The sequence below is a fragment of the Lysobacter sp. A378 genome (genome assembly GCF_054052125.1).
In genome coordinates this window covers 90,394-104,999 of the sequence record NZ_JBSVRK010000001.1, presented here as the reverse complement: position 1 = coordinate 104,999, position 14,606 = coordinate 90,394, and the positions used below count along the sequence as shown (strand labels likewise).

Sequence of the window (14,606 nt, the reverse complement as noted above, 5' to 3'; positions counted from 1 at the left end):
GAACTACCAGCCAAAGCCGACACCAGCGCCGACAGAGGAGTCGTCGCCGCTGAACGCGCCGCCGAAGGTCACCGTGGCGCGGTCGGACAATGCGCGTTGGTAGCCGACCGACAGCGCCGATGCGCCGTTCTGGAAGCCGACGCCGACACCGACCCGGTTCGGGGTGCGGACGCCTGCTGCACTGGTGGCCATGTTCAGCATCGCCGCGCTCATCGCGCCCATCTGGTCGAACCGGTGGTCGACTTCGTAGAAGCGCTCATTGACCTCGCCGCGCAACGCATTGAAGTCGTCGTTGAGCAGGCCAATGCTCTGGTCGGTGTAGGCCTTGGCCGAATTCAACGCGTTGGTGGTGCTGGTGTCGGTGTAGTTGTAGGCCGAAGTCAGCGTCTGGGTCGCAGTGGTGTCGGTGTAGCCCTGCGCGCTGGCCAGGGTGGCGGCGTTGCCGGCTTGCACCTGCGCCACGTTGGTGGCATCGGTGTCAGCGGAGCCAGCGGCGACGTTGGTTACCCGGCGCTGGTTGCTGGCCGAACCCACGGAGACGGTGTTGGCCTCATCGGCCACCGAACCCTGGCCGAGTGCGACTGCACCCTCGGCCGTGACCGTGGCGCCTTGACCCAACGCGGCACCGCCGGAGGCGGTCACGTTGGTATCGGCACCGATCGCGACCGCGTTGCTTGCCGCCGCATCCACGCTGCTGTTGGTGCCCACGGCGGTGCTGTTGGCCGCATTGACGACGCTATTGTTGCCAATCGCGATGTCGTTGCCGTCCGCAGCGTGGCTGCCATTACCCATCGCAATCCCTCCGGCGGAGCCTGCGGTGGCAGCAGGAGCCGTACTTTGCGGCGCTACGGTTGCGACTGCGGGGGTGGGCGTCGTCGCGGCGGCGGTCTGTGCTACCAGCGTCGTTGCCGACAGCTGACGCGGTCTGGTCAGGCCTGGGGGCAGGTTGTCGATCACCGCGTTGATGATCCCAAGCTCGACATCAATCGCGGTGAAAGCGGCACCGACGTTGGTGTAGTTGCTGCCCTGGATCATGTAGCTGGGCCCGCTGAAAATGCCTCCACTAAAGCCTGCGCCGCCGCCCAGGGCAGTGGCCATGGAGCTCAGCTGGAACAGATTGACGGCGTCGGTGTCGAATGTTCCTGCCGCGACATTGGTGATCTGTCGCTCGCTGCCGACACCACCCATGGAGACGCTGTTGGCGCGATCGGCCTGCGAGCCGACACCCAACGCCACGCTGTTGTCGGCAGTGGCAATGCTGTCGGAACCGACCGCTGTGCTGTCATCGCCTAGTGCCGTGGCGGCGCTGCCGACGGCGGTGCTGTTATAGCCAGCGGCGGTGGACAGCCCGCCCAGTGAAGTAGCGAAGTCGCCGGTGGCTTCGGCGAGGAACCCGGTAGCCACCGAAACATTGCCACTGGCAACGCTTTCCGCCCCCAAAGCCGTGGCGGCTTCGCCACTGGCCAGGCTGAAGAACCCGCTTGCGGTGGATTCGATTCCGGAGGCTTCACTCAGCGAGCCGGTCGCCACGCTGCCATCACCGCTGGCGATCGCGGCGGCACCGGTAGCGGTGGCATACAACCCGCCAGCCTCGCTCTCGGCACCGGTGGCGCTGGCGTACTCACCCGACGCGTTGCTGTTGGCACCGCTGGCGGTGGCGTTGTCGGCCAATGCGACGGCATTGAAGCCGTTGGCGGTCGCCTGGGTACCGACTGCAACTGCGCCGGAGCCGGACGCGCTGGCACCTTCACCGATTGCGCTGCTGCTGGAACCAATGGCGGTGGCGTAATTGCCTTCCGCGTAAGCGTCGCTGCCCGCTGCCACGGAGTCCTCGCCCGCAACGATGGCCTCACCTTCGCCCGTTGCCTGGAACAGTCGGCTGGTCTCTCCGGCTGTCTCCGCCACGGAATTGAGCTGGTCCAGGTTCACCGCGTCGGTGCCCTCGGTACCGGCGGCGACATTGCTGATCTGGCGCTCGCCGCCAACTTCGCCGACGGAGACGGTGTCGGCGCGGTCAGCCACCGATCCGGCCCCCAGGGCGACGCTGTTGGGCGCAGAGGCGTATGTCCCGTAACCCAGCGCGGTCGAATCATCCGCTGCGGCCCATGCTGCGCCGCCCACGGTGGTGGAACCGATCCCATCGGCGCTGCTCAACCAACCGACGGAAGTGCTGTAGTCGCCTCCGGCCCAGGCGCCATTGCCGAATGCGGAGGCGCCCTCGCCGGACGCTTCGGTGGCGATGACCCCGAACGCGGTTCCACCGACCGCCGTGCTTTCCAGGCCCGAAGCCGAGCTGGACTCACCTATTGCGGTGCTGCTGGCGCCGCTCGCAGTCGCGGCTGCACCCACCGCCGTGGCGTAATCGTTGGAGGCGACCGAGCCATAACCGATCGCCGAGGACAGGAAACCGTCGGCTTCGGTATAGCTGCCCACAGCGGTGGATCCGTCGCCGGTGGCCGCACTGCGGAAGCCATTGGCGGTGGCCTGGGTAGCCGCTGCCGTGGATTCGGTGCCGGTCGCGGTGCTGTAAGCGCCGGAGGCATTTGAGCCCGCGCCGGTTGCGGTGGCGCCGACTTCGGCGGCGACCGCGCCGGCGCCCAGCGCCGTGCTGTCATCGCCACTGGCGACGGTGTTGACGTAGGTCGGGTTGCCGTCCGCATCCAGGACCGGATTGCCTTCATCGTCCAGGACCGCGCGGCGGCCACCCATGGCGACACTGGAGGTGCCCGTGGCTTCGCTGTTGCTGCCATTGGCCACGCTGTCATCGCCGGTGGCGACCGCGTTGTAGCCGCTGGCCGAGCTGAACTCGCCCAACGCCATCGCACCGCTGCCGAACGCCGAGGCACCTTGCGCCCCGGCGAAGCTCGAAGAGCCGACCGCGGTGGTGTAATCACCATCGGCCATCGCGTTGGAACCGGCCGCAACCGCGTCCTCGCCTTCGACGAGGGCCTCACCCTCGCCGCTGGCCTTGAAGTACTGGTCGGTGGTCTCGGCGACTGCCGCGACCGCATCCAGCTGGTCCAGGTTCACCGCATCGGTGCCCTCGGTACCGGCGGCGACGTTGGTGATCTGGCGCTCGCTGCCGACATCGCCAACGGAGACGCTGTTGGCGCGGTCGGCGATCGAGTTCGCACCCAAGGCGACGCTGTTGTCCGCATCAGCGGTGCTGTAGTAGCCGATTGCGGTGCTGTCGGCGCCGTAGCTGGTGCTGTAGTAACCAACTGCCGAGCTGTTGGCGCCGCTGGCCCAGGAGTTGGCGCCCAGCGCCGACGAGTTGGCGCCTGGCGCATAGGCGAAGTAGCCCAGCGCGGTGCTCATTTCGCCGGAGGCTTCCGACAGGCTGCCATTGGCCGTACTGAAGTCGCCAGCGGCGATCGCACCGGCACCGAACGCGGCCGAGCTGAGCCCGCTGGCCTGGGTGTAGACGAGGATGCCCCAACCGGGGATCAGGTCCGCCGGACCGCCCACCGCCACGCTGTAATCACCGGTGGCCCCGGCGGCATGGCCGAAGCTGGAGGCGTATTCGCCGTTGGCAATGCTGCCATAGCCAAAGGCCGATGCCGCGTAACCGTTGGCCTCGCTGAGCACGCCAACAGACGAGCTACCGATGCCAGTGGCCAGACTGCCAGAGCCGACCGCCGTCGCGCCCAATCCGGACGCCACCGTGTTGACCTCGATCGGGTTGCCGTCGGCATCAAAGGCGTTGATCTTTCCACCAATGGCGATACTGGAATCGCCGCTCGCCTCGCTATTGCTGCCGCTGGCGACGCTGTCACTGCCGCTGGCGACCGCGTTGTAGCCGCTGGCCGAGCTGAACTTGCCCAACGCCATCGCACCGCTACCGAACGCCGAAGCGCCTTGCGCGCCGGCGAAGCTGGAAGAGCCGACCGCGGTGGTGTAATCGCCGTCGGCCATCGCGTTGGAACCGGCTGCTACCGCGTCCTCGCCTTCGACCAGCGCCTCGCCCTCACCGGTGGCCTTGAAGTACTGGTCGGTGTTCTCGGCAACCGCCGCGACCGCATCCAGCTGGTCCAGGTTCACCGCATCGGTGCCCTCGGTGCCGGCGGCGACGTTGGTGATCTGGCGCTCGCTGCCGACATCGCCAACGGAGACGCTGTTGGCGCGGTTGGTTGCCGAGTTGGCACCCAGCGCCACGGCGTTGTCGTCCAGGGCGAACGCGTTTGCACCCAGCGCCAAGCTTTGCTCGCCGTCGGCGTAGCTGTTATGTCCCACGGCGGTGGCGTACTCGCCGGTGGCCCATGCGCCATTACCGACGGCAGTGCCGCCGGTGCCGCTCGCCTGGGTGCTGATCAAGCCGAAGAAGGTGCTGCCGCCGACCGCGGTGCTCTCATCGCCGCTGGCCTGTGCGGCCTCGCCCAGTGCGGTGCTGCTGGCACCGCTTGCGGTCGCGGATGCGCCCAGCGCCGTGGCGTAATCATTGGAGGCGACCGAGCCGTAACCGATCGCCGAAGACAGGAAGCCATCCGCCTCGGTATAGCTGCCCACAGCGGTGGATCCGTCCCCGGTGGCCGCACTGCGGAAACCATTGGCGGTGGCCTGGGTAGCCGCTGCCGTGGCTTCGGAGCCGGTTGCGGTGCTGTAGGCACCGGCTGCATTGGCGCCGGCGCCGGTTGCGGTGGCGCCGACTTCGGCGGCGACCGCGCCGGCGCCCAGAGCCGTGCTGTCATCGCCGCTGGCCACGGTGTTGACGTAGGTCGGGTTGCCGTCCGCACCCAGGACCGGATTGCCTTCATCGTCCAGGACCGCGCGGCGGCCGCCCATGGCGACACTGGAGGTGCCCGTGGCTTCGCTGTTGCTGCCGCTGGCTACGCTGTCGTCGCCGCTGGCGACCGCGTTGTAGCCGCTGGCCGAGCTGAATTCGCCCATCGCCATCGCGCCGCTGCCATACGCCGAAGCGCCTTGCGCGCCTGCAAAGCTGGAAGAGCCGACCGCAGTGGTGTAATCGCCGTCGGCCATCGCGTTGGAACCGGCCGCAACCGCGTCCTCGCCTTCGACCAGCGCCTCACCCTCACCACTGGCCTTGAAGTACTGGTCGGTGGTCTCGGCGACCGCCGCGACCGCGTCCAACTGGTCCAGGTTCACCGCATCGGTGCCCTCGGTACCGGCGGCGACATTGGTGATCTGGCGCTCGCTGCCGGCACTGCCGACGGATACGCTGTTGTCGCGGTCGCTCATCGAGTTGGCACCGAGAGCCACGCTGTTGGTGGCGGGTGCATAGGCGCTGACGCCTACTGCCACGCTGTCTACGCCGGACGCGTAGCTGTTGTACCCGACTGCGGCGCTGCCGTCGCCGGCGGCAAAGCTGTTGTGGCCAAGCGCCGTGCTATAGCCGCCGGTTGCCCAAGCGCCGTTGCCGAAAGCGGAGCTGGCGGTTCCGCTCGCACGGGTATTGATCAAGCCATAGAGGGTTGTGCCGCCGACTGCGGTGCTCTCGTCGCCGCTGGCCTGTGCGGACTCGCCCAGTGCGGTGCTGCTGGCGCCGCTCGCGGTCGCGGATGCACCCAGCGCCGTGGCGTAATCGTTGGAGGCGACCGAGCCGTAACCGATTGCCGAAGACAGGAAACCGTCGGCTTCTGTGTAGCTGCCCACAGCGGTGGATCCGTCACCGTTGGCCGCACTGCGGAAACCATTGGCGGTGGCCTGGGTAGCCGCTGCCGTGGCTTCGGCGCCGGTTGCGGTGCTGTAGGCGCCGGAGGCATTTGAGCCCGCGCCGGTTGCGGTGGCGCCGACTTCGGCGGCGACCGCGCCGGCGCCCAGCGCCGTGCTGTCATCGCCACTGGCGACGGTGTTGACGTAGGTCGGGTTGCCGTCCGCATCCAGGACCGGATTGCCTTCATCGTCCAGGACCGCGCGGCGGCCACCCATGGCGACACTGGAGGTGCCCGTGGCTTCGCTGTTGCTGCCATTGGCCACGCTGTCATCGCCGGTGGCGACCGCGTTGTAGCCGCTGGCCGAGCTGAACTCGCCCAGCGCCATCGCACCGCTGCCGAACGCCGAGGCACCTTGCGCCCCGGCGAAGCTCGAAGAGCCGACCGCGGTGGTGTAATCACCATCGGCCATCGCGTTGGAACCGGCCGCAACCGCGTCCTCGCCTTCGACGAGGGCCTCACCCTCGCCGCTGGCCTTGAAGTACTGGTCGGTGGCCTCGGCGACTGCCGCGACCGCATCCAACTGGTCCAGGTTCACCGCATCGGTGCCCTCGGTGCCGGCGGCGACGTTGGTGATCTGGCGCTCGCTGCCGACATCGCCAACGGAGACGCTGTTGGCGCGATTGGTTGCCGAGTTGGCCCCCAGCGCCACGGCGTTGTCGTCCAGGGCGAACGCGTTGGCCCCCAGCGCTACGCTTTGCTCGCCATCCGCCCAGCTGTTGTGTCCCACGGTGGTGGCGTACTCGCCGGTGGCCCATGCGCCGTTGCCGACGGCGGTGCCGCCGGTACCGCTTGCCTGGGTGCTGATCAAGCCGAAGAAGGTGCTGCCGCCGACTGCGGTGCTCTCATCGCCGCTGGCCTGTGCGGCCTCGCCCAGTGCGGTGCTGCTGGCACCGCTTGCGGTCGCGGATGCGCCCAGCGCCGTGGCGTAATCATTGGAGGCGACCGAGCCGTAACCGATCGCCGAAGACAGGAAACCGTCGGCTTCGGTATAGCTGCCCACAGCGGTGGATCCGTCGCCGGTGGCCGCACTGCGGAAACCATTGGCGGTGGCTTGGGTCGCCGCTGCCGTGGATTCGGTGCCGGTTGCGGTGCTGTAGGCCCCGGAGGCGTTGGACCCGGCGCCGGTTGCGGTGGCGCCGACTTCGGCGGCGACCGCGCCGGCGCCCAGCGCCGTGCTGTCATCGCCACTGGCGACGGTGTTGACGTAGGTCGGGTTGCCGTCCGCATCCAGGACCGGGTTGCCTTCATCGTCCAGGACCGCGCGGCGGCCACCCATGGCGACACTGGAGGTGCCCGTGGCTTCGCTGTTGCTGCCATTGGCCACGCTGTCATCGCCGGTGGCGACCGCGTTGTAGCCGCTGGCCGAGCTGAACTCGCCCAGTGCCATCGCGCCGCTGCCGAACGCCGAGGCGCCTTGCGCTCCCGCGTAGCTGCTTGAGCCAACTGCAGTGGCGTAATCACCATCTGCCAGCGCGTTGGAACCGGCGGCAACCGCGTCCTCGCCTTCGACCAGCGCCTCACCCTCGCCGCTGGCCTTGAAGTACTGGTCGGTGTTCTCGGCGGCTGCCGCGACCGCGTCCAACTGGTCCACGTTCACCGCATCGGAGCCCTCGGTACCGGCGGCGACGTTGGTGATCTGGCGTTCGTTGCCGGCGCTGCCGACCGAAAGCGCGTTGTCTCGCAGCGCGATCGAGCCGGCACCGACGGCGACGCTGTTCTCGCCCACCGACAGCGCACCGTTGCCGACGGCAGTACCGGTGCTGACGGCGATGGACCTCGCGCCAACGGCAGTGGTTCCATCGCCCACGGCCAGACTGTCTGCGCCCACCGCGGTAGCTCTCAGCCCCGCTGCGTTGCTGGCGGCACCGGTGGCGCTGGCGCCCTCGCCGACGGCGCTGCTGTCCGCGCCGGCGGCCGTGGCGTCGCGGCCAATAGCGATACTGGCCGCACCGATGGCGGTGGCGGCCTGGCCGATCGCAATGCTGCCCTCCCCGCAAGCCAGCGCCTGGTCGCCGATCGCCACCGACGTGTTGCTGCCAGTGGTTTCGCAAGTTTCTGCGGCGATGGTGGGCGCGGTCGCCAAGGTCAGCGCCGCGACGAGCGCGAGATACAGCGGTGCGCGCTTGGCGTGACCGCGGGGGGTGTTCAGGACGGCGTTGTGGGTGGAACGGATGGTGTGCAAGACGGACATGGCTGATTTCCCCGGTCGGCTTCATTTGGAGCGCTGTCGGCATCGCGACAGCGACTCCCCCAATGACAACTCCGGGTGCCCATTTCAGCTCTAGGTGTCGCTACGAAATCGAGCAGAGAAACTTCATGCTGGAGTTACGCCGGGCATGAAATCGGGGACGCCGGAGTACATGCAATTGCCATGGATCTGGCAACTGCCTTGCCGAAAGCAATAGCACGAAAAATGACTCGGGGGTAAATACTTGATGACGCACAGAGGCACTTATCGACGACAAAGGCCCGTAATCGCTACTTATAACGTGATTTTCATCACAAATAATTGTGCGGTGCGGCAAATGTTGCCGCGCTGCGTCAGTTGTCTAAAAGCGCGCGGATTGCGGCCAATCCGGCGGTTGCCCGCTCCTGCTTCCGGGCCGCGTCGGCGACCGGGTCGGCACCGTCGCGCTGGATCTCGGCGGCGGGCAGTTCGTCGAAGAAACGGCTCGGTTTGAGGCGGATCGTGTCGCCCCATTTTTGCGCCTTTTTCGAGTAAGACAGCCACAGTTGTTCCTTGGCGCGGGTGATGCCGACGTACAGCAGGCGGCGCTCTTCCTCGATGCTGCCTTCGTCGATGCTGGCCTCGTGCGGCAGGGTGCCGTCCTCGACGCCAACGATGAAGACGTAGCGGAATTCCAGACCCTTGGCGCCGTGCAGGCTCATCAGCCGGACCTGGTTGCCGGCATCGCCCTTGTCGGCGTGCGAGAGCAAGGCCAGCTGCGCGGCGAGCTCGCCTGGTCCCGCGCCTTTGCCGCCGTCGAACCAGTCGGCGAGCTCTTCCAGATTGGCCTTGCGGCGCTGGAAGCTGGTCTCGTCTTTGCATTGGGCACGGATCGAGGCGAGCAGCCCGGACTTGTCGGCCAGCGTGCGCACCAGTTCCGCCGGGGTCATCCGGCGGGCGTCGTTGCGCAGGCCGCGCAGGATGCCGACGAAGTTGTCGAGCGCGTTGCCGGCACGGGGCGGAAGCTGCTTCAGTGCGCCGACCGATTCGGCCGCGCGCGACATCGGCATGCCGGCGCGCTGGGCCAGCTCGCCCAGTCTGGACAAAGTGGTCGCGCCGACCTCACGCTTGGGCGAGGTCACCGCGCGCAGGAAGGCAGCATCATCGTCGGGGTTGGCGACCAGGCGCAGCCAGGACAGCGCGTCTTTGACCTCGCCGCGCTCCAGGAACGCGGTACCGCCGGAGAGGTGGTACGGAACCTTGACCAGCTGCAACGCCTTTTCCAGCGCGCGGGACTGGAAGTTCCCGCGGAACAGGATGCAAAAATCGCTCCATGGCGCCTGCCGGGCGGTGGCGACAAACTGGATTTCCGAGGCGACTTTTTCCGCCTCGTGTGCGTTGTCTCGGCACTCCCAGATGCGGATGCGCTCGCCGTCGGCCTGCTCGCTCCACAGGGTCTTGGGGTGCGCATGCGGGTTGTTGGCGATCAGCGCGTTGGCGGTGCGCAGCACGCGGTTGGAGCAGCGGTAGTTCTGCTCCAGCTTGATGATCCGCAGCGCCGGGTAGTCGGTGCCCAGTGACAGCAGGTTGTCCGGGTTCGCCCCGCGCCAGGCGTAGATCGACTGGTCGTCGTCGCCCACGCAGGTGAACAGCCCCCGCGGGCCGGCCAGCGCCTTGAGCAGTCGGTACTGCGCGTCGTTGGTGTCCTGGCACTCGTCCACCAGCAGGTAGCCGATGCGCTCGCGCCAGCCCAGCGCGCACTCCTGGTCGCATTCCAGCAGCTGCACCGGCAGCCGGATCAGGTCGTCGAAGTCGACCGCGTTGAACGTGCCCAGCCGCGCCTGGTACAGCGCGTACACCGTCGCCGCGTCGATCTCGCGCGCGGTACGTGCCTCGGCCATCGCCTGCTCGGGCGACAGTCCGGAGTTCTTCGCCCGCGAGATCAGGTTGCGCATCGCATCCAGCGCATCGGGTTTGGTGCCGGTGCCGAGCAGGTCCTTGATCTGCGCCGCGCTGTCGTCGCTGTCGAAGATCGAGAAGCCGCGGCGCAGGCCGAGCTTGGCGTGCTCGATCTGCAAAAAACGCAAGCCCAGCGCGTGGAAGGTGCAGATGGTCAGCCCCTCGGCGCCGTCACCCCGGATGCGCTTGGCGACGCGCTCGCGCATTTCCTTGGCGGACTTGTTGGTGAAGGTGATCGCGGCGATGCGCTTGGCCGGCATTCGGCCCGACGCGATCAGGTGCGCGATCTTCTCCACGATCACCCGGGTCTTGCCGCTGCCGGCGCCGGCGAGCACGAGCAGGGGGCCGTCGATGTGCTCGACAGCGGCGCGTTGGGGGGGATTGAGGCCGTGCATGGAGTGACCGTCGTGGACCATCCCCATTGTCGCACCCATACCGGCGATCGCTACGGTGACCCGAATCGGTAAAATGCCGTCATGGCCAAGCTGTATTTCTACTATTCGGCGATGAACGCCGGCAAGACCACCAACTTGCTGCAGTCCGCGCACAACTACCGTGAGCGCGGGATGCGGGTGGCGATCCTGGCGCCGCGTCTGGACGACCGCGTCGGCAGCGGCACGGTCGCTTCGCGCATCGGCCTGAGCGCGCCGGCGACCGTGTTCGATTCGCGGCAGGATCTGCAGGCGCTGGTGGCGGCCGATATCGCCGCCCATGGCGCGTTGCATTGCGTGTTGGTGGACGAGGCGCAGTTCCTGCACAAATCGCAGGTGTGGCAGTTGACCGAAGTGGTCGATGCGCTCCGGATCCCGGTGCTTTGCTATGGCTTGCGCACGGATTTCCGTGGTGAATTGTTTGAGGGCAGCCAGTACCTGCTCGCCTGGGCCGACGAGATCAGCGAGATCAAGACGATCTGCCACAGTGGCAGCAAGGCGACCATGACCGTGCGCGTAGACGAGCAGGGCCGCGCGGTAAGCGACGGTCCCCAGGTCGAGATTGGTGGCAACGAGCGTTACCTGTCGGTATCGCGGGCCGAGTTCAAGAAGGTGGCGCGTGGCGAAGGCACGATCACCCCGCAACAGCCATCGCTCGCGCTTGAGCCCAGCGACCGCGACTGACCGACGGGTGACCGGTCGGCATGCTCAGCCGCCGATCCCCGCCCGGGCGGATCTGCCCGCGTTGCAGCCCAGACGGATCGCTTCGACCTCCCGCGGTATCACGCCCCCTTCCGGCCGGGCCTGCTGCAGGTCCTGATCCAGCTGGTCCAGCTGGCGCAACGAATCCTGCCGTTGGGGGCCATGACAGCGAAGTTGCGCTGCATAGGCGCGCGCGCGCCAGATCGTGTCGCGCAATTCGATGTCGTTATCCGGAAGTTGCGCCAGTGCATCCAGCTGCGCCAAAGCCGCGGCTGCGGCCGGCAATCCGGCAAACCGGGACGCACGCTGGTAGGCCAGGGCCAGCTCGGCACGTCGGGTGAGTGGATAGTGGTTGCCGTAGTCGCCCCGCAACTGGCGGATGGCGTGCTGCAGGCGTTCCACGCCCTGGCCGGTTTGGCCCATGGCGATCTCGACCTCGCCGAGAAGACGATCGATCTCGCCGACCGATCCGTCTTCGATACCGGGAAGGGTCTGGCGGATCTCGTGCGCCTCCAGCAGCAGGGGATGGGCGAGCGGGTCGCGGTCGTCCGCATGCAACACCGACGCCAGGCCCAGAAGCGCATCGGCGACCGGCCCGGGTCGGTCGTCGGCGCGGAGGATTGTGAGCCGGTGACGCAGCGACGCCGATGCAGCGTCCAGATCACCTTGTTCCCACTCGATCATGGCGAGCGCGTGGTAACTGTCGGCGAGATCGGGATGGTTCGGTCCGAGCCGTGCGGCAAGCAGCCGATGGCTGTCGCGCAGTTCGGCTTCGGCCTGCCTGTAGCGGCCTTGCTGGAAATGGATGGAGGCCAGTTGGCGACGCACCGCCAGCGTGGTCGCATGCTGCGGCCCGTGGACCTCCGTACTGATCGCCAGCGCGGTTTCAAGTTCGCCCTGGGCCGGTTCCAGCTCTCCCTGGGCGCGGTGCAGGCGACTGAGGTTGCGGTGGATGTCGATCAGCAACGGGTGACGGTCGCCCGCTTCACGCAACAAGCTGTCCCGCGCGGTTTCGAAGTCCGCCAGGGCGACAGCGGTCTGGCCCCCGTCGGCATGCAGGCCGGCCAGATCCATCAAGTTTTCCACCTCCCCCACGCGATTGGCATGGCCTTCACGGCGCAGCATCAACGACCGCTCGAACAACCGCTGCGCACCACCGCGCTCGCCGTTGGCCCGGCGGCAGCGGCCGAGCTGGGAGTAAAACTCGGTGGCTTGCGGTGGCAGCCTGGCCTGCTCGGCCCGAGCGTTGTCCAGTGACGGCTGCATCAGCGCGATGCATGCGGCCGGGTCGCCCAACAGGCGGGCCACGCGGCCGCGTTGGGTCAGCGATTCCAGCTGCAGGCTGCTTGGCACGGCGTCGCTGCCCGCGATCAATCCCGCCTGCTGGTCCAACAGGAGTTTCGCTTCCTGGTAGTCGCCCAGCCCGATGCGCAGCCGCGCCACCACGCCGAGTATCTCGGCCAGCGTCCGTGGCTGACGGGCCAGCTCGCGATTGGCGCGCTCCACCGACGTCCCCAGCAGGTCGCGCAGGTCCAGCGGCTCCCCGTCGCGGGTACCGCCGGCACCTTCGAATACGCCAACCATGAACGCCTGCAGTGCTTGCGCACGCGCGGCCTCATTGACAGCCTCACGCGCTTGCCAGGCGACCACCGCCAACGATGCGGTGAGGACCAGCGCGGTCAGGCTGCCGGTGGCCAGCGGCCAGCGGTGGCGGCTGACAAACTTGCGCAGTTGGTAGTTCAGGCTTTGTGGTCGCGCCCGCACGGGCAAACCCGCGCCGTAGCGTTGCAGGTCCTGGGCGAGTGCCTCGACCGAGGGGTAGCGTTGCTCGGGGCGCTTGGACAGCGTCTTCAACACGATGTTGTCCAGGTCGCCGGACAAGGCGCGTGCCCGCCGCCGCCATGCACCACTGTCGCGGGGTTGGTCCGGGTCCGTGGCGTCAGGGGGGCGTTGCAGCATCGCCTGGGACGGACGCACCGGGTCGTGGGCCAGGATCGCCTCCTCCCAGGCTGCATCACTGTCGCGCCGCAACCGGTACGGCTTGGTGTCGGCGAGCAGTTCATACAGCACCACCCCCAGCGAGTAGACGTCGGTCATCGTGGTGACCGGCTCGCCACGGATCTGCTCGGGAGCGGCGTAGTGCAGGGTGAAGGCGCGTGTCCCGGTCTGGGTCTGCTCGGGCGCGATATCGCTGTCGAGCAGTTTGGCGATGCCGAAATCGAGCAGGCGCACCTCACCCGCCGGCGTCACCAGGATGTTGGACGGCTTCAGGTCGCGATGGACAATCAGGTTGGCGTGGGCGTGGCTGACCGCCCCGCAGATCTGCTCGAACATCTGCAGCCGCGTTTCCAGCGGCGTGTCATGGTCGCGGCAGTAGTCGGTGATGGGCGCGCCGTCGACATACTCCAGCGCCAGGTAGGGCAGTCCTTCGGTGCTGATGCCGGCGTCCAGCAGCCGCGCGATGTGTGGATGGGCAAGGCGGGCGAGGATCTGCCGCTCGCGGGTGAAGCGCAGGCGCAGGTCGGTATTGGCCAGGCCCGGCCGTAGCAGTTTCACCGCGACCCGACGCTGGTACAGGCCGTCGGCGCGCGCGCCCAGCCAGACCTGCCCCATGCCCCCTTCGCCCAGCAGGTACTCGAGCTGATAAGGCCCGACCGTGCTGCCGGGCAGGACGCCGCGCTCGGTCGTGATCACGGGTTGAGACAGGAAGTCCTCGCGTGCGTCTTCCAGCGCGATCAATGCTTCCAGCTCGTCAGCCGCCTGGGCATCCTGGGTGCGTAATTCGTGCAGACGTTGCGCGCGGGCATCGGGTTGCAGCTCGAACAGCTCGTCAAGCAGTGGCGACAATCGTTGCCAACGCGCGGGGTCCATCGTCAGTACGTCGCAACAACGTTGACCGCTGCCATGCCGGATCTCCCTCGACTGCGGCGATTGCTCACCCTGAATGCCGGTACTGCGGCAGCGCAGTGGTCAGCCTGCCGCCTCGTCCCGCAGCGAGGCTAGCAGGAACAGGCGTGCCTTTTGCCAGTCGCGCCGGATGCTGCGCTCGGAACGCTCCAGCAGCGTGGCGATCTCCAGCTCAGACAAGCCGGCGAAGTAACGCAGCTCCACCACTTTCGCCAGGCGCGCGTCGACCGCCGCCAACCGGGTAAGCGCGATGTCCAGGGCCAGCATCTCGTCGTCCAGCCGCAACCCGCCTTCCAGGTCCTCGGGCAGATCGGTGACCCGGTGCAGGTCGCCGCCACGCTTCTTCGCCAGTCGCTGGCGCGCGTAATCGACCACCACCGAGCGCATGGCCGAGGCGGCGTAGGCAAAGAAGTGCGAACGATCATCAAACGTCGCCTCACGTTTGCTCGACAACTTCAGATAGGCCTCGTGCACCAGGGCGGTGGCGTCCAGGGTCTGCCCACGCTGGCCGGCGAGCTGGCGCCGGGCCATGGCGTGCAGCTGTTGGTACAGCGTGGCCAACACCTGGTCGAGCGCGGCACGATCCCCGCCCCGCGCTGCGTCCAGCATCAGGGTGATGTCGCCAATGTCTTCAGCGTCATCAATTTGATTGAGACTGGCCATCGTATTGCCTGAGGCGTTGGACTCTCGACTATAACGTGAACGTCCCGACAGGTTTCACCCGGGCTGGCGCATACGTTTTCGCGTTTTGCGGTTACGGGAGACAGG

Annotated in this window: 5 protein-coding genes; 1 reads left to right on the top strand and 4 read right to left on the bottom strand. The window is 67.6% G+C overall.

Annotated elements, in window-relative coordinates:
- Positions 1-3 precede the first annotated feature (3 nt).
- Both ACW7G1_RS00390 and ACW7G1_RS00385 read right to left on the bottom strand, forming a co-directional pair.
- On the bottom strand, positions 4-7,863 hold the full coding sequence (locus tag ACW7G1_RS00390) for an ESPR-type extended signal peptide-containing protein (RefSeq protein ID WP_456977796.1): 7,860 nt from the start codon (positions 7,861-7,863) through the stop codon (positions 4-6).
- Between the two features lie 350 nt (positions 7,864-8,213).
- Positions 8,214-10,193 (bottom strand): UvrD-helicase domain-containing protein, encoded by a 1,980-nt coding sequence (locus tag ACW7G1_RS00385; protein ID WP_456977795.1) that lies wholly within the window; start codon positions 10,191-10,193, stop codon positions 8,214-8,216.
- Between the two features lie 81 nt (positions 10,194-10,274).
- On the opposite strand from ACW7G1_RS00385, the gene ACW7G1_RS00380 reads away from it, so the two are divergent.
- A complete protein-coding gene (locus tag ACW7G1_RS00380) occupies positions 10,275-10,913 on the top strand; it encodes a thymidine kinase (RefSeq protein WP_456977794.1) in 639 nt (212 codons plus the stop codon).
- Between the two features lie 24 nt (positions 10,914-10,937).
- Here ACW7G1_RS00380 and ACW7G1_RS00375 read toward each other — a convergent pair whose 3' ends face one another.
- Together ACW7G1_RS00375 and ACW7G1_RS00370 are read right to left on the bottom strand one after the other, a co-directional pair.
- Entirely contained in the window at positions 10,938-13,802 is a 2,865-nt protein-coding gene (locus tag ACW7G1_RS00375; protein WP_456977793.1) for a protein kinase domain-containing protein, read from the bottom strand.
- Positions 13,803-13,901: 99 nt separating this feature from the next.
- Complete coding sequence (locus ACW7G1_RS00370) at positions 13,902-14,501, bottom strand: ECF-type sigma factor (protein WP_456977792.1); 600 nt, start codon at positions 14,499-14,501, stop codon at positions 13,902-13,904.
- Positions 14,502-14,606: the final 105 nt, after the last annotated feature.